The 20,707-nt window shown below is 70.3% G+C and carries 12 protein-coding genes; 7 read left to right on the plus strand and 5 right to left on the minus strand.

Features of this window, described 5'->3' with window-relative positions; genetic code table 11:
- The first annotated feature begins 179 nt into the window (after positions 1-179).
- The 3 genes from HWX08_RS24780 (at position 180) to HWX08_RS24790 (ending at position 3,360) form a co-directional block, all read left to right on the plus strand.
- On the plus strand, positions 180-431 hold the full coding sequence (locus HWX08_RS24780) for a hypothetical protein (protein ID WP_107310044.1): 252 nt from the start codon (positions 180-182) through the stop codon (positions 429-431).
- A gap of 151 nt (positions 432-582) precedes the next feature.
- Positions 583-1,509 (plus strand): DMT family transporter, encoded by a 927-nt coding sequence (locus tag HWX08_RS24785; protein WP_069256229.1) that lies wholly within the window; start codon positions 583-585, stop codon positions 1,507-1,509.
- A gap of 570 nt (positions 1,510-2,079) precedes the next feature.
- Positions 2,080-3,360 carry a sensor domain-containing phosphodiesterase gene (locus tag HWX08_RS24790; RefSeq protein ID WP_069256228.1) on the plus strand — a complete coding sequence of 427 codons (1,281 nt, stop codon included), beginning with the start codon at positions 2,080-2,082 and terminating at the stop codon, positions 3,358-3,360.
- Positions 3,361-3,532: 172 nt separating this feature from the next.
- Here the strand turns inward: HWX08_RS24790 and arfB are convergent, their stop codons facing one another.
- Genes arfB through recC form a run of 4 tightly spaced genes read right to left on the minus strand, consistent with a single transcriptional unit; the run spans position 3,533 to position 13,288 of the window.
- A complete protein-coding gene (gene arfB, locus HWX08_RS24795) occupies positions 3,533-3,937 on the minus strand; it encodes an alternative ribosome rescue aminoacyl-tRNA hydrolase ArfB (protein WP_174921367.1) in 405 nt (134 codons plus the stop codon).
- A complete protein-coding gene (locus tag HWX08_RS24800) occupies positions 3,934-6,246 on the minus strand; it encodes an AAA family ATPase (protein WP_175807097.1) in 2,313 nt (770 codons plus the stop codon). The genes arfB and HWX08_RS24800 overlap by 4 nt, the downstream gene beginning before the upstream one ends.
- Complete coding sequence (gene recB / locus HWX08_RS24805; protein ID WP_174922022.1) at positions 6,243-9,953, minus strand: exodeoxyribonuclease V subunit beta; 3,711 nt, start codon at positions 9,951-9,953, stop codon at positions 6,243-6,245. Before recB ends, HWX08_RS24800 begins: the two co-directional genes overlap by 4 nt.
- Positions 9,950-13,288: an exodeoxyribonuclease V subunit gamma gene (gene recC / locus HWX08_RS24810; protein ID WP_174922023.1), complete on the minus strand. Its 3,339-nt coding sequence runs from the start codon at positions 13,286-13,288 to the stop codon at positions 9,950-9,952. Before recC ends, recB begins: the two co-directional genes overlap by 4 nt.
- 180 nt (positions 13,289-13,468) lie before the next feature.
- Between recC and HWX08_RS24815 the strand changes: the two genes are divergently transcribed.
- Together HWX08_RS24815 and HWX08_RS24820 are read left to right on the plus strand one after the other, a co-directional pair.
- The gene (locus tag HWX08_RS24815; protein WP_174922024.1) at positions 13,469-15,760 is read left to right on the plus strand and encodes an FUSC family protein; all 2,292 of its coding nucleotides are present in this window, start codon (positions 13,469-13,471) and stop codon (positions 15,758-15,760) included.
- Positions 15,761-16,059: 299 nt separating this feature from the next.
- Positions 16,060-17,427 carry an amino acid permease gene (locus tag HWX08_RS24820; protein WP_069256223.1) on the plus strand — a complete coding sequence of 456 codons (1,368 nt, stop codon included), beginning with the start codon at positions 16,060-16,062 and terminating at the stop codon, positions 17,425-17,427.
- Positions 17,428-17,575: 148 nt separating this feature from the next.
- On the opposite strand, the gene HWX08_RS24825 is transcribed toward HWX08_RS24820, so the two are convergent.
- Positions 17,576-17,737, minus strand: a complete 162-nt coding sequence (locus tag HWX08_RS24825; RefSeq protein WP_009688068.1) for a hypothetical protein — start codon at positions 17,735-17,737, stop codon at positions 17,576-17,578.
- Between the two features lie 246 nt (positions 17,738-17,983).
- Between HWX08_RS24825 and HWX08_RS24830 the strand changes: the two genes are divergently transcribed.
- Together HWX08_RS24830 and HWX08_RS24835 are read left to right on the plus strand one after the other, a co-directional pair.
- A complete protein-coding gene (locus HWX08_RS24830; RefSeq protein ID WP_174922025.1) occupies positions 17,984-19,027 on the plus strand; it encodes a Fe(3+) ABC transporter substrate-binding protein in 1,044 nt (347 codons plus the stop codon).
- The gene (locus tag HWX08_RS24835) at positions 19,017-20,705 is read left to right on the plus strand and encodes an ABC transporter permease (RefSeq protein ID WP_174922026.1); all 1,689 of its coding nucleotides are present in this window, start codon (positions 19,017-19,019) and stop codon (positions 20,703-20,705) included. The genes HWX08_RS24830 and HWX08_RS24835 overlap by 11 nt, the downstream gene beginning before the upstream one ends.
- Positions 20,706-20,707 lie beyond the last annotated feature (2 nt).

The raw sequence follows: 20,707 nt of genomic DNA on the forward strand, positions 1-20,707 counted from the left end.
GGTTTGGCCAGACGGCGTTTCCGCAGCGCGGAAGCGCCGTTTTCGCATGCGGCGCCACGATCCGGCCGACTCCGCAGCCGATGCGCGGAAATGATCCGTTACCGTTTTGCGCACCGTGTCGTCGCCGCGCGGCCTAAGCTTAAGCATCTGCCGATTGCCGGCCCCGCCGGAGAGACATCATGAACAGGACCCTCGTCGTCGCGGCGCTCGCCGCCGCGACACTCACCGGCTGCTATTACCCGTACGGCTACTATCCGGCCGGCGGCTATTACGCGGCGGCACCGGTGCAGCCGGCGCCCGTCTACGTCGATCCGGGCCCCGCCTACTACTATCCCGCGCCTGCGTATGCGCCCGCGTGGGGCGGTTATTGGGGACCGGCGCTGTCGCTCAATTTCGGCTTCGGCGGGCGCGGCGGCTGGCGCCATCACTGAACGGCGACGTCGCTTGGCTGCCGGCGCCTGTCGGCGGCGGGCGGCGCTTCCCGCTTCTTGTCCCGTTCTTGTCGTTTCATCCGGACGTGAAGCGATGGCGCGGTAACGCGGTGTAAGATCCACCGCATCCCGTCCCTCGCCCCTCCTCCCGATGTCACCCAAGAATGCGCTTCTGCTGACCTTTCTCGCCGCCCTGTGGGGCGCGTCGTTCCTGTTCATCCGGGTCGGCGTCGCCGATTTCGGCGTCGCGCCTTTGATGGCGCTGCGGGTGGGCATCGGTGCGCTGTTCCTGATCGGCTTCGCGCTGACGCGCTTCCCGCCCGCCGAACTCGGCGCCCGGCTGCGCCGTCACGCGTGGCCGCTGTTCGTCGTCGGCGCGCTGAACTCGGGCATCCCGTTCTGTCTGTTCGCGTTTGCCGAACTGACGCTGTCGGCCGGCGTGACGTCGGTCATCAACGCGACGGCGCCGCTATGGGGCGCACTCGTCGCCTACCTGTGGCTGAAGGACAGGTTGTCGCTGCCGCGCGTGCTCGGCCTCGTGATCGGCTTCGGCGGCGTGCTCACGCTCGTGTGGAACCAGATCGCGAACGCGCAAGGCAGCACCGGCGCGAGCGCGACGGCCCTCGCCGCGGCCGCCGCGCTCGGCGCGACGCTGCTGTACGGGATCGCGGCCAACTACACGAAGCGCAAGCTGAGCGGCATCGATCCGCTCGTCAACGCGACCGGCAGCATGATCGGCTCGACCGTGCTGCTGCTGCCGTTCGCGATCGCGACCTGGCCGGCCGCACCGATCGGCGCGCACGCATGGGGCTCCGTGCTCGCGCTGGGTATCGCATGCACCGGCATCGCGTATTTCATCTACTTCTACCTGATCGCGCACATCGGCCCGGCCCGCGCGATTACCGTCACGTTCGTGATTCCGGTGTTCGGGCTGCTGTGGGGCGCGCTGTTCCTCGGCGAACACGTATCGGTCGTGATGATCGAAGGCTGCGCGATCGTGCTCGTCGGCACCGCACTCGCGACCGGTGTGATCAAGCGGATTCCCGGAATGAAGCCGCGCAGCGGCGAAGCGACCTGACGATTCGTTTGGGCGCAGGCACCGGCAGCAGGTGGGGCGCGGTGTCTGATGGACGGGGGGACGGTTCAGCGGTGTGGTACGGATGGCATTGGCACTCCTCTGACGGCCACGTTCGCTCGGGGCTGATCCAGCCGCCGGGATTTGCCGTCTCGTATTGTCTGCGCTGACTTGCCGCGCCTCACATCACCCACCCGCTTCGCCGCGACTCGTCACGCCGTGCGTCACCACATGTCATGACATGTCATGCCGTGTCACACCACGCGCGCCGTGTCGAGTCGAGTCGTGTCGTGCCATGCCCCATGCCATGCCATGCCGCCGGATCGTCATGTGCGCCAGCGGTACCCGTTGCTACGCGGCGGTCATGCGCGGCGCGCATGCGGGCGCCCCGGCCGCGAGCGCCTATCCGTGTGCGTCTGGAGTTACCCTGATACGCGAGCGACGCCATTCCCGTTACACTCGGAACACTTACCCGCAGAAGGCGGTCACGATGTTCCACGTCCTTTCGCGTCCGCCGGCGCGTGCGACTGCTTCAGCGTGGCGCCGCTGCGCCGCCCGCCCCCGGGCACTGACATGAAGCCCGCCCGCGACCTCTCGCTCGACTCCCTGCTCGAACGCCTCACGGCGACGCCCGGCGGCTGGCTCGCCACCTATCGCAACACGACACTGCGCAGCGTATTCCAGCCCGTGCTGTCGATCACGCACAAGCGGGTCGTCGGCTACGAGGCGCTGCTGCGCGTCGTCGATTCGAACGGCGCGCTGGTCTCGCCCGCCGCCTTGTTCGACAAGACGCGCGCCGACGCCGACGCGCTGCTGCTCGACCGGCTCGCGCGCTGCCTGCATACGGCCAACTTCGTCGCGCAGGGCATCGGCGACGGCTGGCTGTTCCTGAACGTCACGCCGCGCGTGCTCGATTCGGGCCTCGTGCAGCGCGAATTCGTCGAAGCGCTGTGCCGGCATTTCGCCCTGCCGCCGAACCGCATCGTGCTGGAGGTCGTCGAACAGCCGGCGCGCGACGAAGCCGCGCTCGCCCGCACGATCGACATGATCCAGCATCGCGACTTCCTGATCGCGATCGACGATTTCGGCACGGGATTCTCGAACTTCGACCGCGTGTGGCGCGCGCGCCCCGACATCGTCAAGCTCGATCGCTCGCTCGTCGAACGCTCGACCCGTTCGGCCGACGATCGCCGCATCATGCATCACCTCGTATCGATGCTGCATCAGGCCGGCGCGATGGTGCTCGCCGAGGGCGTCGAGAGCGACGACTCGCTGCAGGCGCTGATGGAAGCCGACATCGATTTCGTGCAGGGTTTCCGGTTCGGCCAGCCCGATGCATCGATCGCCCATGCAAGCGCGGCGGCACCCGCGATGCTCGACGCCGCGTGGCAGCGCTTCATCGCGCGCCGGCACGCACCGGTCGTCGCCGAGCAGCCGGGTTTCGACGCGATCGAGCGACTCGTGCTGACCGGCGCCGCCGCATTTTCCGCGAGCGGCAACCTGCAGGACGCCGCGCAACGCGTATTCGCGGAGCCGGCTGCGCGCCGCGTGTTCGTCACCGACGAGACCGGCGAGCAGTTCCTGCCGTCGATCGGCGCGCACGCCGACGACGGCCAGGCAGGCACCACCCGCCTCGCCCCGCTGTTCCCGGAAACCCACAGCAACTGGTCACGGCGCCCGTATTTCCAGCGCGCGATCGCCGCACCCGGACGCGTCGCGCTGATGGGCCCGCACTTCTCGCTGACGGAAGGCCGCGACTGCTACACGGCCGCCGTCGCGATTCGCGCACAGAGCCGGCTCGTCGTGTTCTGCGTCGACTTCGTGCTCGACAGCGCGGGAACCGTGATGCGGTAGCCGGTGCGTCGGCGAGCGAACGGCCGGCGCGACCGTCGCCCGTCCGTCGCTCGACTCGTCGTGTTCTGTGTCGCCCTCGTGCTCGACAGCGCAGGAGCCGTAATGCGGTAGCCGGTGCGTCGGCGAGCGAACGACTGTCGCGCCCGTCGCCCATCCGTCGCTCGCCCATTCGTCAGTCGGTCACCTTCCCTCGTCCCGACTTCACCGCGCTGCGGCGCGACTTGTGCTCGAGGCGCCGCTCCTTCGACGCGCGCGTCGGCCGCGTGGCGACCCGCGCGCGCGGCGTGTACGCGACACCGCCGATCAGCGCATCGAGGCGCGCCAGCGCGGCTTCGCGGTTCTTCTCCTGGGTGCGATATTCCTGCGACTTGATCACGACGATGCCATCGCGCGTGATGCGCTGGTCGGGCAGCGCAAGCAGCCGCTCCTTGATGACGGACGGCAACGACGACGCGCGGATATCGAAGCGCAGGTGGATCGCGCTCGACACCTTGTTCACGTTCTGCCCGCCCGCGCCCTGCGCGCGCACGGCCGTCCATTCGACTTCGGCCGGATCGAGCGTATAGCGGATCATCATCGCGAAGCCTCCGTCCGGCGCCGCTCGAGCGCCTCGTCGACGCGCGCCGCGAGCCCCGAGTCGCGCTGCGTGCGTGTCGCGACCGCCTGCGCGAGCACACGCCGCGGCCCGATCACCTGCACGCGCGTGCGGGCACGCGTGACGGCCGTATAGACGAGTTCGCGCGTGAGCACGCGGCCGAACGACGCCGGCAGCACGAGCGCGGCCTCGTCGAATTCCGAGCCCTGCGATTTGTGGACCGTCAGCGCGAAAGCGGTTTCGTGCGGGGGCAGCGCGGCCGGCGATACCGCGCGAGCCGTGCCGTCCGCGCGCCTGAACCACACGCGCAGCACGCCATGCGCATCGGGCAGCGCAACGCCGATATCGCCGTTGAACAAGCCGAGCGCATAGTCGTTGCGCGTCACCATGATCGGCCGCCCCGTGAACCAGTGCGCGCCGACCGCGAGCGGCACGCGCGCCGCATGGCGCACGTGCGCGGCCACGAGCGCATTGACGTGCTCCGCGCCGCGCAAGCCGCTGCGGGTCGCGCACAGGATCCGGAACCGGTTGAGCGCGTCGAACAGCGGCAGCGGATCGGGCACCGGCGCGGCCAGCGCGTCGCGCAACGCGTCGAGGTAGGCACCGAAGCGCCGCGCGAGCCGCTCGACCGTCGACGACGCGAGCGACTCGCCCGCATCGTCGTGGAACGACGCGGCAGCCGACTCGTCGGCGGGCAGCGCGTCGAGCGCGGCCTGCACGTCGCCGCTGCGGATCGCGAGCGACAGCCGCCCGATCGGCGAATCGAGACCGAAGCGGTAGTTGCGTTCGAGCCAGACCACGCAGTCGGCAAGCGGGGCCGGTGCGGCCGCGGGCGCGGACGCCGCGGCGGTTGCGTCCGGCGCCATCGACGTGACCGACGCAAGCGCCGCGTCGCCTGTGTCGAACGGCGGCAACTCGATGGCGTCGAGCCACGCGAGTTCGCCGACCTCGATCCATGCGGCGGCTTCGGCGGCTTTGACAGCCTCCCCCGAGTCGCCGGTTTCGGCCGGCACGGGGCCTGCAGCCGGCGGCGGCGCGACATCGGTCGACGAATCTTCGTCGTCCTGCGGTTCGTCGTCGAAGAGCGATGCCTGCCGTGTATCGGTTTTCCGTCTCGACGCCGGTTTGCGGGCAGCCGTTGCACGCGCAGAGGAAGGCGCCGGCGCCGGGACCGCGGCGGAAACCGGATGCGCCGCGGGAACGGCCGCGGTCGCGGCGTCGTCCCGCACCGGCAACGCCGCGACGAACGCCGCCTCGTCGATGCCGAGCGCCTGCGCGATACGCGTACGCGCCGCGGCGGTAAATGCCGGCCGCGCGCTCAGCTCCGCGAAGACGGCGCCCGCCTCGACGGCGGCCAACTGGTCCTTGTCGCCGAGCAGCACGAGCCGCGCGCCCGGTGCGAGCGCGTCGAGCAGATGAGCGGCGAGCGCGACGTCGATCATCGACGCCTCGTCGACGACGATCAGGTCGTACGGCAACGGATTGTCGCGATGGTGCCGAAAGCCGGCCGCACCGCCGCCGCCCAGCAGCCGGTGCAGCGTGTACGACGTATCGGGCAGGCGCGCCGCGAGTTCGGGAGGCAGGTCGCCGGCCCGCGCATGCAGCGCTTCCTGCATCCGCTGCGCGGCTTTGCCGGTCGGCGCGGCCAGCGCGACGCGCAGCGCCGGGTGCGCGTCGAGCAGGCAGGCCAGCACGCCGACGACGGTCGTCGTCTTGCCCGTTCCCGGGCCGCCGCTGACGATCGTCACGCGGCCCGTCAGCGCGACGATCGCCGCGACGCGCTGCCAGTCGACTTCACCGGTGGGCGGCCCGAAGTAACGCGCGAGGCTGTCACGCAACCGGTCGGGCGCAAGCGCTTCGTCCGGCACGGCCGTGCCGGCCTGCGCGACGAGCGCGTCGGCAAGCCGACGCTCGTAGTCGAAATAGCGCGACAGGTACAGGTGATCGTGACGGTCGACGATCAGCGGCCGCTCGTCGCCGCGCGCGAGCGTGCCGAACGCGACCACGCCGCTCGCGGCAAGCGCCGCGCGAACCTCATCCGGCGGCGCTTCGTAGCGCTGCGCGAGCGCACCGAGCGCGACGCACACGTGGCCGCCGGCGGTCGCTCGGCTCGTCGCGAACGCGGCGCGCGCGGCCCAGCGCGCGGCCGCGGCCGGCGCGCCGGCGCGGCGCGAGAGATCGCCGATGCGGCGCGCGAAACCTTCCGCAAGCGCGATGCCGAAATCGGCGGGTTCGGGCAGCCGCGCGACGAGGCCGCCGGTAAATTCGAGCATATCGTCGGAGGCGTTCATGCGCGGCCCCCTTCCATCATCCGGTCGAGCGCTTCGACGAGCGCACGCGCGGGCCGCCGCGCATGCACGCCGGCCGGCTCGCCGCCGCTGCGCCAGCCGGGCCGCACACCGCGCACGAACAGGTACAGATAGCCCGCGATATGCGTGTCGTAGTCGTAATCGGGCAGCCGCCCGCGCAGGTAGCGATGCAGCGCGACCGTATAGAGCAGCGCCTGCAGGTGATACGCGTGATCGGCCATCGCGACGTCGAGCGCGCGCGGACCGTACGCGTCCAGCGTCGTGCCGAGATGGTTCGACTTCCAGTCGACGATCCAGAAGCGGCCGTCGTGTTCGACGATCATGTCGATGAAACCCTTGATGAAACCGGCGAGCATGCCCGCCTCCAGTGCAACGTCCGGGTAGCCGTGCGCGACCAGCAGCCGGCGCAGCGCCACGAGGTCGAGCGCCGGCGCAGGGAACAGGAACCCCATTTCGTCGAGCCGCTTCGCGGGATCGAGATCGGCGAGCCGCATGCCCGGCACGAGCTCGGTGTGCACGACGTCGTCGACCAGCCGCACCATCATCGCCGGCAGGCGTGTCGCCAGCTCGGGCGTGGCCTCGACCGGCCGGTCGTGCAGCGCGCCGAGCGCGGCCCGGGGCCACGACTCGGGCTCCGTGAAGCGGCTGAGTTCGAACAGACGGTGCAGGCACTCGCCGGCCGCCGCGCCGCGCGGGAACACGAGGATGTCGTCGTCCGGCGGTTCGGGCGCGACCGGATCGGCCAACAGCCACTCGCCATCCGGCGCCACCGCGGCCAGCGCATCGTGATCGGGCCGCAGTTCGTCGTCGGGCACGGCCGCGACGCCCGCCTCCTCGCGCGCCATCGACGCGGTCAGCGAGCTGAAGCTCGCCATCCGCCACGCATCGCGCAGCACGCGCGTCGCCTGGCGCGCCGCGAGCGTCTGCGACGCGTCGTGCCCGGCCGCGAGCCGCTCCGGGCGCCCCGGCGCCGGCAACGGCGCGACGCTCACGGGGCCGCCCGCAAGCGCATGCCATGCGGTATCGAGCGCGGCTTCATCGGGCGGCTCGTCGAGCCATGCATCGAACGACTGCCCGGCGCCCGCGACGAGCCAGTTGAGCACGCTGCGCCGCGCTTCGCGCGTCGAGCGCGACGCCAGGTACGGCCCGGCGACGACATAGCAGCGATAGACCGCGCGCGTGAGCGCCACGTAGACGAGCCGCGCGCGTTCCGCGGCCTGCTCGCGCAGCGCCTGCCGCGCCGCATGCGCGGCGGCTTCGTCGTCGCAGCCGTAATGCAGCACCGCGTCGCCCGCCTCGTCGTGATATTCGCGCGCATCGGGCAGCGCGGACGGCGGCGGCTCGCGCAACCCGCCGTCGTTCAGGAACGGACAGAACACGATCGCGTATTCGAGGCCCTTCGACTTGTGCACGGTGACGATCTGCACGAGGTTGCGATCCGATTCGAGCCGCAGCTGCGCTTCCTCGCCGCCGCCGTCGAGCCGTTGCGCGGCGAGCCAGCGCAGCGTCGGTGCGATGCCCGGCTGCGCCGATGCGCGTGCCTGCGTCAGCTCGGCCAGATGATTGATGTCGGTCACGCGCCGCTCGCCGTCCGCACCGGCCATCAGCCGCTCGGCGATCCGCAGTTCGCGCGTGAACGTGCGCCACATCACCGCGAAGCCGCGTTCGCGCCACAGCAGCCGATACCGCGAGAAGCGCTCGACCCAGCTCATCGCGTCGGCGCCGTCAGTAGCGGATGCATCGCGTTGCCCGTCGCCGTCGCCCTGCTCCATTCGCCACAGCGCACCCGCATCGAGGCCGAACCAGTCGGACGCGAGCGCGGCGCGCAGACGCCGGAGGTCGCCCGGCGCATCGATTGCCGCGAGCACGCGTTCGAGCTGCTCGGCGTCGCCGGTCGAGAACACCGATGCCTGGGCCAGTTCGACGCTGCCGATGCCCCACGTGGCCAGCACGCGCTTCACGAGACTGCCCTGCCGGTGCGTCTGCACGAGCACCGCGACATCGCCCGGCGACACCGGCGTCGCGCCGAGCCGCACGCGCCCTTCGCGCGCGCCGCGCATCAGCCGCGCGATCTCGGCCGCGCAGGCCTGGGCGGCCTGCGCCTGCGCGTCGCGCTTGAGCAGCGTACCTTCGCCGCCCGGCAACGCCCACACCCGGAAATCGCCGGCCGGGCCCGGATCGGTTTCGTCGACGAACGGCGCACGCACGCGCGTGCCTGCGCGCACCGCGTAATAGTCGAGCCCGTCGAGCACGAAGGCGCGCGGATTCGACATGAAGAAGCGGTTGCACGCATCGACGATCGCGGGCGTCGAGCGCTGGTTGACCGCGAGCGTATAGCACGCGCTCGCACGCGCGCGTGCCGCCAGATACGTATGCAGATCGGCCGCGCGGAAACTGTAGATCGCCTGCTTCGGGTCGCCGACCAGGAACAGCGGGCCGCCCGGCGCGAAGATCCGGTCGAAGATCGCGAACTGCAGCGGATCGGTATCCTGGAACTCGTCGATCAGCGCGGCCGGATAGCGCGCGCGCAGCGTGTCGGCAAGCCACGGGTGCGCGTGCAGCGCGTGATACAGGTTGGCAAGCAGATCGTCGAACGACACGACGCGCCGCGTGCGCTTGCGCTCGGCCAGTTCGCCCGGCGCCATGTCGAGCCATGCGGCGATCAGCGCGAGCCAGCGCGCGCGCTGGGTGGCCTCGGCCGAGGCCACGGCCGCTTCGAGCGCGTCGGCCACGTCGAAGAATGCGTGTTCGGGTGTCGTGCCGCCCTTCTTCGTCGCCTTCGCCAGCGCGGTTTGCGTGAGCTTGAGCGCGACCTTCGGCAGCGCCGCCGTCGCGTCGCCCTGCGCGAAGTGCGCGGCCCACGCGGCGAGTGCATCGGCAACCGCTTCGGGTTTGTGCGAGCGCTGGTTGAGCGCGGGCTGCGCGGCGCGCAGCAACGCGTCGATCGCATCGCGCTCGGCCGCCCACATTCGCGCCGCCTCGGCGAAGCATTCCGCCGCGGCCGCTTCGGCCGATTCGTCCGGCTCGGCCACGCCGTCCCAGCGCAGCGCGGCGAGCGGCTTCTTCAGCCGGCGCGCGAGCTGCGCATCGAGCGCGGCCGGGCCCGCGCCCGATTCGACGAGCCAGGTCGCGAAGCCCGGCCAGCGCGCGGCGGCCGGTTCGACGCGCGTGCGCCAGAAATCCGCCGCCAACTCGAAGCGCAGCGATGCATCGTCGGCCTCCATGTCGAACGCGAACGGCATCGCCGCCGCGAACGGCGCTTCCTGAAGCGCACGCTGGCAAAACGCGTGAATCGTGTGGATCGCGGCCTGGTCGAATGCGCGCAACGCGCGCCTGATCCGCTTCGCGGCCGTGTCGGGGTCGAGCATGCCGGCTGCGCCGAGCGTGGTTTCGAGCAGGCGCGAGATGAACGGGTCGCCGCCGTCGTCGCCTGTGTCGAGCGCATGGGCAAGCTGCGCGAGCCGGCTGCGAATCCGCTCGTGCAGCTCGGCGGTCGCCGCTTTCGTGAAGGTCACGACGAGGATTTCGTCCGCGCCGAGATCCTTCTCCAGCAACAGGCGCACGTACAGTGCGCAGATGTTCCACGTCTTGCCGGTGCCGGCCGACGCCTCGATCTGGTTGACGCCGTCGAGCGGGCACGCGAACACGTCGAGTTCGAGCGCGTGCTGCGGCTGCGACACGGCGCTCATGCGACCTCCTTCAGATGCTCGACGAGCGGATCGAACACGAGCCGAGCCAGTGTGCCGAACGGCTCGTCGAGCGATGCATGCGCACCGCGCCACGCGATCGCGATGGCCGGATCGTCGGCTTCGCTCACGACGCGCTCGTTGATCCAGACGCTCGCGGCCTTGGCCTCGCCGTCGGACACCCGCGCCCACGCGCTGCGCGGGAAAAACCGCAGCGGCATGCGCCGCCCCGCGCGAAACAGCGCAGCCAGTGGCGCGAGTTGCTCGAGCGGCGCCGCGACGGGCGTCAGCTCGAACGCGCCGCCGCTGCCGAACCACAGCGTGCGGCGCGGGCCGTCGGGTTCGATCGCGCAATAGACGAGATGCGCGAGCCACGCGGAAAGGTAGTCGCGCGCACTCGGCCGCGCATAGCGGTAGATGATCTGCCCGGCCGGCGTGAGCCGGTTCAGCGTGCCGTGCAGGTCGAGCGGCGCGCTCACCGCGTCGCGCGACAGCAGCGCATCGTCCGCGCCGAACAACGCCTGCTCGGTGTCGGGCCACGCGGGCACGACGGTGAGCGAGAACGGCCGCCGCTCGATGCCGTCGGCCAGTGCGCGGCGCACGTTCGACGCGAGCTGCGTCATCGAGCCGAGCGCCTGATCGCGCCATACGGCACCCGTCGCGCCGCCCGGCAGTTCGGGGCTCGCGTCCGCAATGCGCAGCGCGTGATCGTGCATGCCGGCGCCGTCCGATTCGATCAGCAACGGCAGCACGCGCTCGGCGAGCGCGTCGCTGCCGGCGAAATCGAGCGCGAACGGCTCGGTGTCGAGCAGCTCGGCCTGCGCGTCGGCGAGCACGATGCCGAGCCGCGCACGCAGCAGCGCGCGCGCAGGATGCCGCCAGAAACGTTCGAATTCGCTGAACGCGACCGGCTCAACCGGTTCGGGCGGCAGCGGCTGCGCGAAGAACGGCCGCTCGCGCGGCCCGTCGCGCGACGCCTCGGCGGCCAGCAGCGACGCAAGCGTCGCACGCTCGGCGTCATACGAAACGAGTGCGCTGCCGGGCTGGAAATACGCGGCCGCGAACGGCTGCAGCGGATGCTCGACGACGAACGCGCGCCGCGCGGCATCGACGGCATCCGGCGCGGCGTCGGGCCCGGCCGCGACGAGCGCGAGATGATCGAGCAGCTCGTCGACGAGTGCCGCGGGCGGCAACGGTGCGTTGTCGCGAATGCTGCGGCCCGTGTAGGAGATCAGCAGCCGGTCGCGCGCGGCGAGCAGCAGGTCGAGGAACAGATTGCGCTCGTCGTCGCGGCGCTGCCGGTCGCCGAGCTTCGGCAGCACGGCCATCAGGTCGAATTCGTCCGCGCGCGCGAGACTCGGCAGCACGCCGTCGTCCATCCCGAGCAGACAGACGACGCGATACGGCAGGCCGCGCAGGCTGGTCAGCGACGAGAACGTGACGCCGCCCCACGGCACCCCGCCGCGCGCCGGATCGTCGAGCGCGGCGGTCAGCCCCGCCCGGACGACGGCCGCCGGCAACGCTTCGTCGGGCGCGCCCTCGGTCATCGCGGCCAGCATCGCGTCGAGCGCATCGCGCACGCCCGCGAGCGCATCCGCATACGCGGCGCCCGAATCGAAGAAACGCGCGAGCGTGTCGGCGAACAGTTCGCTCCAGCCTTGCGGCGTATGCGCGTCGGCCAGCCGCCGCGCGAAGCCGTCGAGATCGTCGGTGAAACGGGCGAGCCGGCCGAGCAGTTCGGCCTCGCTGCCGGTGGCCGCCTCGATCGGCAGCCACGCGCCGACCGGTGCCGCGCCCTCCGGCATCGCATAGCCGAGAAAGAGCCGCGCGAGCGCATCGGAGAACGTATGGCGCGGCGCCGGCACGGCCGCGTCGTCGCTCGCGCGCGGCGACAGCCCGCGCCGCGCGCCGGCGGCCGCGAGCCAGGTCTGCACCGTTTCGAGCGCGGCCGCATCGATGCCGTAGCGCGCGGCCACCGCGTCGACACGCAGCCATTCGACCAGCTCGGGCGCGCCGACCTGCCGCTCCGGCAACGCGAGCCAGTCGAGCAGCACGCGCGCCACCGGGTTCGCCTGCGACGGCGGCAGGCCGGTGATCCGGTAAGGCACGCGCGCGCCGCCTGCGCCGGCCGTGCCGAACACCGCGTCGATCAACGGGCCGGCCGCGGCGAGATCGGCCACCGCGACGAGCACGTCGGACGGCTGCAGGCTCGGGTCGGCGTCGAACCACGCAAGCAGCCGGTCGTGCAGCACCTCGAGCTGGCGCGCGAGGCTGTGGCACACGTGCACCTCGATTCCTCGCTCGGCCGGCGTGCCGCCGGTTTCGGCCTCCGGCTGCAGTTCGAGGATCGCGTTCTGCACGCGCGCGAGCCACGTGGACTCGGGATTCTCGACGAAACGCGACGCATCGCCCGACGCGGCGCTTTCGGTCAGCTCGTGCAGCATGTGCAGTTGCGCCTGCGTCTGCCTGCCCCATTCGGCGAGCAGCGGATGGCCGACTTCCTGGTAGTCGAGCCGCCCCGCCGCATCGAGCGCCTCGGCATGCGCGGCGGTCACGATGTCGAACCAGAATTCGCGGCACGGGTTCAGCGCATAGATGCGCACGTCGATCCAGCGCGACAGCTCGCGCAGCAGTGCGACATGCAGCGGCGGCATCGTGGGCAGCGCGAACACGCTGACCGATTCGGGCCAGTCCGCGCGCGCGACGGTGTCGGGATCGAGATGGCGCGCTTCGACGAGGAAGCGGTGCGCGGGCGGCGTGCCGCTGTCGCTCAGCTCGGCGAGCAGCGCGCGCCACAGCGCGGCCTGCCAGCGCTCGTCGTCGCGTGCGGCGTCGCTGATCCCGCGCGGCGCGGCGTCGCCCGCGAGCACGGATTCGCCGGCCTGCCATGCGGCCAGCCATTCGGGGCGATAGGTCAGGTAGTGGTCGAGCACGGTCGCGACGCGGTGGGCAAGCTCGTAGCGCATCGCATCGTCGGACGCGGACAGATACGCGGCGAGCCGCGGCGACGCGAGCCACGGCGCGCCGTCGGCCGCTCGCGCGAACAGCCGGTAGCAGCGCCATACGAGACGGTCGGGCGCGAACGGCGAGCGCTCGGGCACCTGCAGCACGCGGCCGATCTGCGCCCACAGCCACTGCGCGAGATACGTGAACTCGACGTTCGCGCACACGCCGTTGCGCGCGGCGATGTCGAGCTCGAGACGGCGGCGCAGCGCCGCGCTCGGCACGATGACCTGTTGCGGCGCCCATGGGCCGTTGCGGGCCGGGAACGCGGCCAGATCCTCGAGCAGCGCGTCGGCCAGCGTTTCGTGACGATTCGAATAGAACAGATGGAGCATGAGGCAGGTCGGATTCTCGCGCCGGCCGGAGCGGGCGAACAGGTTCCCGAAGGATAGCAAATGGCCCGCCGCCGCGAGCATCGGCCGGATGGCCAGGTTTTGCGGACCGCGAAATACGATAGACTCGTCGCCAGTCAAGATGCCGCCCCCGGGCGTCTTCGTCTGCCATTCAGCCCATCGATGCGCTATTCGGTCGAAATCAGAAAGTTTTTCTACAGCCAGTATTTTTTCGGCGGCCTGCGGATCGCGGTCGGCGTCTCGCTGCCTGCCGTGCTGTGCCTGATCGTGTTTCACAACCGGGAGCTCGGCTTCACGATCTCGACGGGCGCGCTCGGCGCGTGCGTCGTCGACATGCCGGGCCCGCTCAAGTACAAGCACAACGAAATGCTCGCGTGCAGCGTGATCGGTTTTCTGGCTGCGCTCGCCACCGGCCTCGCCACGCCGAACATCTTCGTGCTGTGGCTCACCATCGTGCCGCTCACCTTCGTGCTGTCGCTGATCGTCGTCTACGGCAACCGCTGGCCGCAGATCAGCTTCGCGACGCTGTTCATGATGGTGATGACGCTCGAGGAAAAATTCACGCCGCTGCAGGCGTTCGTCAACGCCGGCTGGATTCTCGCGGGCGGCCTCTGGTACACGTACTGGGCCACGCTCGTGTCGCGCTGGCAAGCGCGCCGGATCGAGCAGCAGGCGCTCGCGGAGAGCCTGTTCGCGTGCGCCGACTACCTGCTCGCGCGCGCGCAGTTCTACGATCTCGATGCCGATCTCGACGAGTGCTACCGCAATCTCGTCGCCAAGCAAATCACGGCGGTCGAAACGCAGGAAACCGCGCGCGACATTGTGCTGCGCAACCTGCCGAAGCTGCGGCGCGGCAAGCTCGACCCCGGCCGCACGGCGATGTACAACCTGTTCATCAACAGCGTCGACCTGCACGAGCTGTTCGTCGGCGCGCACACCGACTACCCGCTGGTGCGCAACACGTTCGGCGGCTCCGACCTGATCATTTTCTACCGCGACCTGATCCGCAAGGCGGCCGCCGATCTCGAGGAGATCGGGCTCGCGGTGCTCGAGAACCGCGCGCCGCACTCGCGGGTCAGCGTGAAGGCCGAGCTGCGCGCGATCGAGTACGAGATCGAGCTGATGCGCAAGAAGAACTTCGCGGCCACCAACGCGGAGGCGTATGCGGCCGTGCTGGCCACGTTCCGGCGCATCTGGAGCGCCACGCGCCTGATCGACCGGATGCGCCGCAACCTGTCGGGCCACGCCGATCCGCAGCAGACCGAACTGAAGATCGACAAGGCGCTCACGCGCTTCCTGCAGCGCCGCCGGATGTCGCCGCTGCTGATCTTCTCGAACCTGAACATGCGCTCGCCGAGCTTCCGTCATGCGCTGCGCGTGACGATCGCGGTGGCGGTCGGATTCTGGCTCGGCCGGCTGCTGCCGCTCACGAACGCATACTGGATCGTGATGACGACCATCATCATCCTGAAGCCCGGCTACTCGCTCACCAAGCAGCGCAACGCGCAGCGGATCATCGGCACGCTGATCGGCTGCGCGGCGAGCATCGCGCTGATCTACACGGTGAAGGAGCCGCACCTGCTGATCGCGATCATGTTCGCGTCGATGGTGATGAGCTACAGCCTGCTGCTGTTCAACTACGCGGCGAGCGTCGTGTTCACGTCGTCGTACGTGCTGCTGATGTTCCACCTGCTCGCGCCGGGCAGCATGCGGATCATCGGCGAGCGCGCGATCGACACGGTGGTCGGCTGCATGATCGCGATCGCCGCGAGCCGTCTTTTCCCGTACTGGGAGTACCGGCTGATGGGCAAGCAGGTCGCCGACATGCTGACCGCCACCCGCAAGTATTTCGAGGCCGTGTGGCGCGCCGGGCGCGGCGTGTCGCCGCCGCCGGTGCCGGCCGCCGACGGCGCGGCCGTCGTGCCGGTCGTCGCCGCGGCCATCGAGGCGCCGGCCGCGGCCCTCGACGACGACTACCGCTACCGCCTTGCGCGCAAGGACGTGCACATCGCGTTCGCGAATCTCGGGCAGGCGTTCCAGCGCATGATGATCGAGCCGAAGGCGCACCAGCGCTTCGTGCCCGAACTGAACGACCTGCTCGTGCAGACGCACGTGCTCGGCGCGCAGATCACGGCCGCCGCGCCGCTGATCCGCACGGCCTGCGCGGCCGACGGCAACCTCCTCCACGACGACGCGCTGCATCGCGGCCTCGCCGCGGTGCTCGACAATCTCGAGAAGGCCGAGGCCGGCGAGCCGCCGCCCGCCGACCAGCTCGACGCGACGAAGCAGCTCACGCGCGAGCTCGACGCGATGGTCGTGTCCGCTGAGAAATCCGATGCGGTGGGGGCCGAGCTCACGCACGACCTGAAGGTGCTCGCCCACCAGTGCAAGCAGATGCTCGCGTCGTCGCTGCTGATCCGCAAGGACGCGAGCGTGATCCGCCTGCCCGCCTGAACATCCGCGCGCCGTGTGCCGCCGCCGGCGGCCGGTCCGCGCATGCCGCGGACCGGCCCCGACGTTCCCCGATTCCGTATGTTCCGAAGCATGACGCGCCCGTTTCACCCGGCCTGCGCCGTCGCTGCGCACGCGCCCCACCCGCTGTTGCGCCCGTCGCGCCAGTCAGGGAATACCCGATTCCGGTTACCCGCCCCGACTTGTTATCATTCGTTCACATTTAAGTTGTATAGACAACTTGAGCCAATCGGACCGGCTCCGCTTGCCCGGTCCGTCGCAAAACGAATATCGGAGACACGATGAAAAACTTGCAGCGCCACCTGAGCGCGCGGCACATCCGCTTTCTCGCGCTGGGTTCGGCGATCGGCACGGGCCTGTTCTATGGTTCGGCGTCCGCGATCCAGCTCGCGGGCCCGGCCGTGATCCTCGCGTACATCCTGGGCGGCGCGGCCGTCTACATGGTGATGCGCGCACTCGGCGAGATGGCCGTGCGCGAACCCGTCGCAGGCTCGTTCGGCCATTACGCGACCGAAAACCTCGGCCCGTTCGCCGGCTTCGTCACCGGCTGGACCTACACGCTCGAAATGGTGATCGTCGCGATCGCCGACATCACCGCGTTCGGCATCTACATGGCCTTCTGGTTTCCGGATGTCCCGCAATGGATCTGGGTGCTCGGCGTCGTCGCGATCATCTGCGGGCTGAACCTGTGCCACGTGAAGGTGTTCGGCGAGCTCGAGTTCTGGCTGTCGATCATCAAGGTCGGTGCGATCGTCGCGATGATCGGCGGCGGCGTCGCGATCCTGCTGACCGGCATGCACTTCGGCCACTCGGCCGACGCGCCGACGTTCGCGAACCTGTGGAACCACGGTGGCTTCCTGCCGAACGGCGTCGGCGGGCTGATCGCGTCGCTGTCGGTCGTGATCTTCGCGTACGGCGGGATCGAGGTGATCGGGATGAGCGCCGGCGAGGCGAAGGACCCGGAACGCGTGATTCCGCGCGCGATCAACGCGGTGCCCGCGCGCATCCTGCTGTTCTACGTGCTGACGATGGTCGTGCTGATGTCGATCAGCCCGTGGACGGGTGTCGGCAGCGACGGCAGCCCGTTCGTGCAGATCTTCTCGGCGCTCGGCGTGAAATCGGCCGCGACGATCCTCAACCTGGTGGTGATCAGCGCGGCGATCTCCGCGATCAACAGCGACATCTTCGGCGCGGGCCGGATGATGTTCGGGATGGCGCGCCAGGGCCAGGCGCCGCGCGTGCTGATGACGACGTCGCGCCACGGCGTGCCGTGGGTCACGGTGCTCGTGATGGCGGGTGCGCTGCTCGTCGGCGTGCTGCTCAACTACCTGATGCCGAAGGACGTGTTCCTGATGGTCGCGGCGATCGCGACGTTCGCGACCGTGTGGGTCTGGCTGATGATCCTGCTGTCGCAAGTCGCGATGCGCCGCCGGCTGTCGGGCGCCGAAGTCGCGGCGCTGAAGTTCAAGGTGCCGTTGTGGCCGGTCGCGCCGGCACTGACGATCGCGTTCATGGGTTTCGTGATCGTGATGCTCGGCTGGTTCGAGGACACGCGCGTCGCGCTGTATGTCGGCGCGGCCTGGCTCGCGCTGCTCGCGGCCGTGTTCTACGCACGGATCCGCCCGAAATTCGCCCCTGCGTCACGTTGACGCACGGCTGATCTGCGTATGCGGCGCGCCGGTTCCGGCGCCCGCTTCGACTCCCGCCGCGCACGACCTCTGCCGCGCCGCCGGCCGGAGGATTCTCCCTCTCACCTTCCCATCGCATGCGCGGCCCACCGGGCCGCGCATCGGCACGTCAGTGCGACGCCGCGCTCGCGGCCTCGGCCGGATGGGCCTCGTCGTAAGCGCGCTTCTGCGAAATCGCGTTGTACAGGATCGTACCGATCACGAGCAGCACGGCCACGACGATCAGGATGCTCACGTTGCGGACAGGGTTCTTCTTGCGCTGATCGTTCATGGTCGGTACGTCTCCGGTCAAATTCGTCGAAGCGGGCATTCTACGCGCTTGCGCCACCGCCGCGACGCCCCGTTTCCGATCCCCGCGCCTCACTGCCCCACCGTCCGCCGCAAGCTTTCATTTGATAATCGTTCCCATTTCGATCTAGAATCCGAAGTCTTTCATTTTGTAATGTTTCGGGACGCTCGGCCGGCAGGCGCGCCCCCCGGAACGTTTCCATCGTCCACCTGCCCATCCGGAGTCTTCATGTCGAAACCGCGCATCCGCCTGCTGCCGCTCGCCGGCGCCCTCGCCGTTGCCGCCGCCGCATTCGCGCCGCTCGCCCACGCTGCCGAGGAAGTGAACCTGTACACCACCCGCGAGCCGAAGCTGATCCAGCCGCTCATCGACGCATTCACCCAGCAGAGCGGCGTGAAGGTCAACACGGTGTTCGTGAAGGACGGCCTGCTCGAGCGCGTGAAGGCGGAAGGCGCGCAGTCGCCGGCCGACGTGCTGATGACGGTCGACGTCGGCAACCTGCTCGATCTCGTCGACGGTGGGCTCACGCAGCCGGTGCGCTCGAAGGCGCTCGACGACGCGATTCCCGCGAACCTGCGCGGCGCGAACGGCGACTGGTACGCGCTATCGCTGCGCGACCGCGTGCTGTACGTCGAGAAGGACCTGAAGGTCGATGCGTTCCGCTACGAGGATCTCGCCGACCCGAAATGGAAGGGCAAGGTCTGCATCCGCTCGGGCCAACATCCGTACAACACGGCGCTCGTCGCGGCGATGATCGCGCACGACGGGGAAGCGGCGACCGAGAAGTGGCTGCGCGGCGTGAAGGCGAACCTCGCGCGCAAGGCGACGGGCGGCGACCGCGACGTCGCGCGCGACATCCTCGGCGGGATCTGCGACGTCGGCCTCGCGAACGCTTACTACGTCGGCCACATGAAGCATGCGGAAGCCGGCAGCGACGCGCGCAAGTGGGGCGACGCGATCAAGGTCGTCCGGCCGACGTTCGCGAACGCGAAGAGCGGCGGCACGCACGTGAACATCAGCGGCGCGACGGTCGCGAAGCACGCGCCGCACAAGGCCAACGCGGTGAAGCTGCTCGAATACCTCGTGTCGCCGGAAGCGCAGGCGCTGTATGCGCAGGCGAACTACGAATACCCGGTGCGCGCGAACGTGAAGCTCGATCCGGTGATCGCGAGCTTCGGTACGCTCAAGATCGACCCGCTGCCGCTGGCTGACATCGCGAAGCATCGCAAGCAGGCGAGCCAGCTCGTCGACAAGGTCGGTTTTGACAACTGACGCAACCGCCGCCGGCGCGCGCCACCGGCGAGGCCGGCCGCGCCTGCTGCCGCGCGCGGGCAGCCTGTGGCTGCTCGCGGCGCTGGCGATCGCCGCGGCGGTCGCGGCGCCGCTCGCGGTGCTCGTGGCCGCCGCGTTCGACGCCGATCTCGCGCACTGGCGCCATCTCGCCGAATTCGTACTGCCGCAGGCGCTCGTCAATACGCTGGGGCTGCTCGCGGGCGTCGGCGCGATCGTGTCGATCGTCGGCACGGGCTGCGCGTGGCTCGTCACCGCCTACGACTTTCCCGGCCGCCGGATACTGACGTGGGCGCTGCTGCTGCCGCTCGCGGTGCCCACCTACATCGTCGCGTTCGCGTATCTCGACCTGCTGCACCCGATCGGCCCCGTGCAGGGCGCGATCCGCTGGCTGCTCGGCTTCGACAGCCCGCGCCAGTTCCGCCTGCCCGACCTGCGCTCGCTGCCCGGCGCGATCTTCGTGCTCGGCTTCGTGCTGTATCCGTACGTGTACCTGAGCACGCGCGCGATGTTCGTCACGCAGTCCGCGAGCCTGCTCGAAGCCGCGCGCACGCTCGGCGCGGGACGCATCGCGACGTTCTGGCGCGTCGTCGTGCCGCTCGCGCGGCCCGCGATCGCGGTCGGCGTGAGCCTCGCGCTGCTCGAAACGCTGAACGACATCGGCGCGTCGGAATTCCTCGGCGTGCAGACGCTGACCGTGTCCGTCTACACGACGTGGATCACGCGCTCCGATCTCGCCGGCGCCGCGCAGATCGCGCTCGCGATGCTCGCGATCGTCGTCGGCATGATCGTGCTCGAACGCTACGGGCGCCGCCGCCAGCGCTACGCGCACGGCCGCCGCATGCGGCCGATCGCGCCGCGCCGCCTGACGGGCGCGGCCGCGTTCGGCGCCGCCGTGCTCGGCTGGCTGCCCGTGCTGCTCGACTTCGGCGCGCCGGCCGCGTATCTCGCGCTCGAAACGGCCAAGCGGCTGCACCTCGTCGGCGGCGTGTCCGCGCAACTGATGACCGGGCTCGCGAACACGCTGACGATCGCCACCGCCGCCACCGTCGCGACGCTCGCGTGCGGACTCGTCGTCGCATGGGCCGCGCGCGCGCAACGCGACAGCGCCCGTGCGGGCCCGGCCCGCGTCTGCGCGCGAATCGCGAGCCTCGGCTATGCGGTGCCGGGCACCGTGCTCGCGATCGGCCTGCTGCTGCCGTTCGCCGCGGCCGACCGGCTGTTCGGCGCCGCGCTCGGCCGAGACGGACTGATGCTGATGGGCTCGGCAGCCGCACTCGTGATCGCGTACACCGTGCGCTTTCTCGCGATCCCGGCCGGCAGCATCGAGGCCGGCCTCGCACGCATCCCGCCGTCGCTCGAACAGGCGGCGCGCTCGCTCGGCGAGACGGCCGGCGGCACGCTGCGCCGCGTGCACCTGCCGCTGCTGCGGCCCGCGCTCACGACGAGCGCGCTGCTGGTGTTCGTCGACACGATGAAGGAATTGCCGGCAACGCTGCTGCTGCGTCCGCTGAACTTCGACACGCTCGCGACCTGGCTGTATGCGGAAGCCGCACGCGGCACCTATGAAGAAGGCGCGGTCGCCGCGCTCGCGATCGTGCTGGCCGGGCTCGTGCCCGTGATCCTGCTCGCCCGCACCCGCCACAAGATCGGAGCCTGACA

The sequence above is a fragment of the Burkholderia metallica genome (genome assembly GCF_902832845.1).
GTDB classification, from domain to species: Bacteria; Pseudomonadota; Gammaproteobacteria; order Burkholderiales; family Burkholderiaceae; genus Burkholderia; species Burkholderia metallica.

Coding starts and splice junctions, on each gene's coding strand:
- HWX08_RS24780 (WP_107310044.1), top strand. CDS start 180: ATGAACAGGACCCTCGTCGTCGCGGCGCTCGCCGCCGCGACACTCACC.
- HWX08_RS24785 (WP_069256229.1), top strand. CDS start 583: ATGTCACCCAAGAATGCGCTTCTGCTGACCTTTCTCGCCGCCCTGTGG.
- HWX08_RS24790 (WP_069256228.1), top strand. CDS start 2,080: ATGAAGCCCGCCCGCGACCTCTCGCTCGACTCCCTGCTCGAACGCCTC.
- arfB (WP_174921367.1), bottom strand. CDS start 3,937: ATGATGATCCGCTATACGCTCGATCCGGCCGAAGTCGAATGGACGGCC.
- HWX08_RS24800 (WP_175807097.1), bottom strand. CDS start 6,246: ATGAACGCCTCCGACGATATGCTCGAATTTACCGGCGGCCTCGTCGCG.
- recB (WP_174922022.1), bottom strand. CDS start 9,953: ATGAGCGCCGTGTCGCAGCCGCAGCACGCGCTCGAACTCGACGTGTTC.
- recC (WP_174922023.1), bottom strand. CDS start 13,288: ATGCTCCATCTGTTCTATTCGAATCGTCACGAAACGCTGGCCGACGCG.
- HWX08_RS24815 (WP_174922024.1), top strand. CDS start 13,469: ATGCGCTATTCGGTCGAAATCAGAAAGTTTTTCTACAGCCAGTATTTT.
- HWX08_RS24820 (WP_069256223.1), top strand. CDS start 16,060: ATGAAAAACTTGCAGCGCCACCTGAGCGCGCGGCACATCCGCTTTCTC.
- HWX08_RS24825 (WP_009688068.1), bottom strand. CDS start 17,737: ATGAACGATCAGCGCAAGAAGAACCCTGTCCGCAACGTGAGCATCCTG.
- HWX08_RS24830 (WP_174922025.1), top strand. CDS start 17,984: ATGTCGAAACCGCGCATCCGCCTGCTGCCGCTCGCCGGCGCCCTCGCC.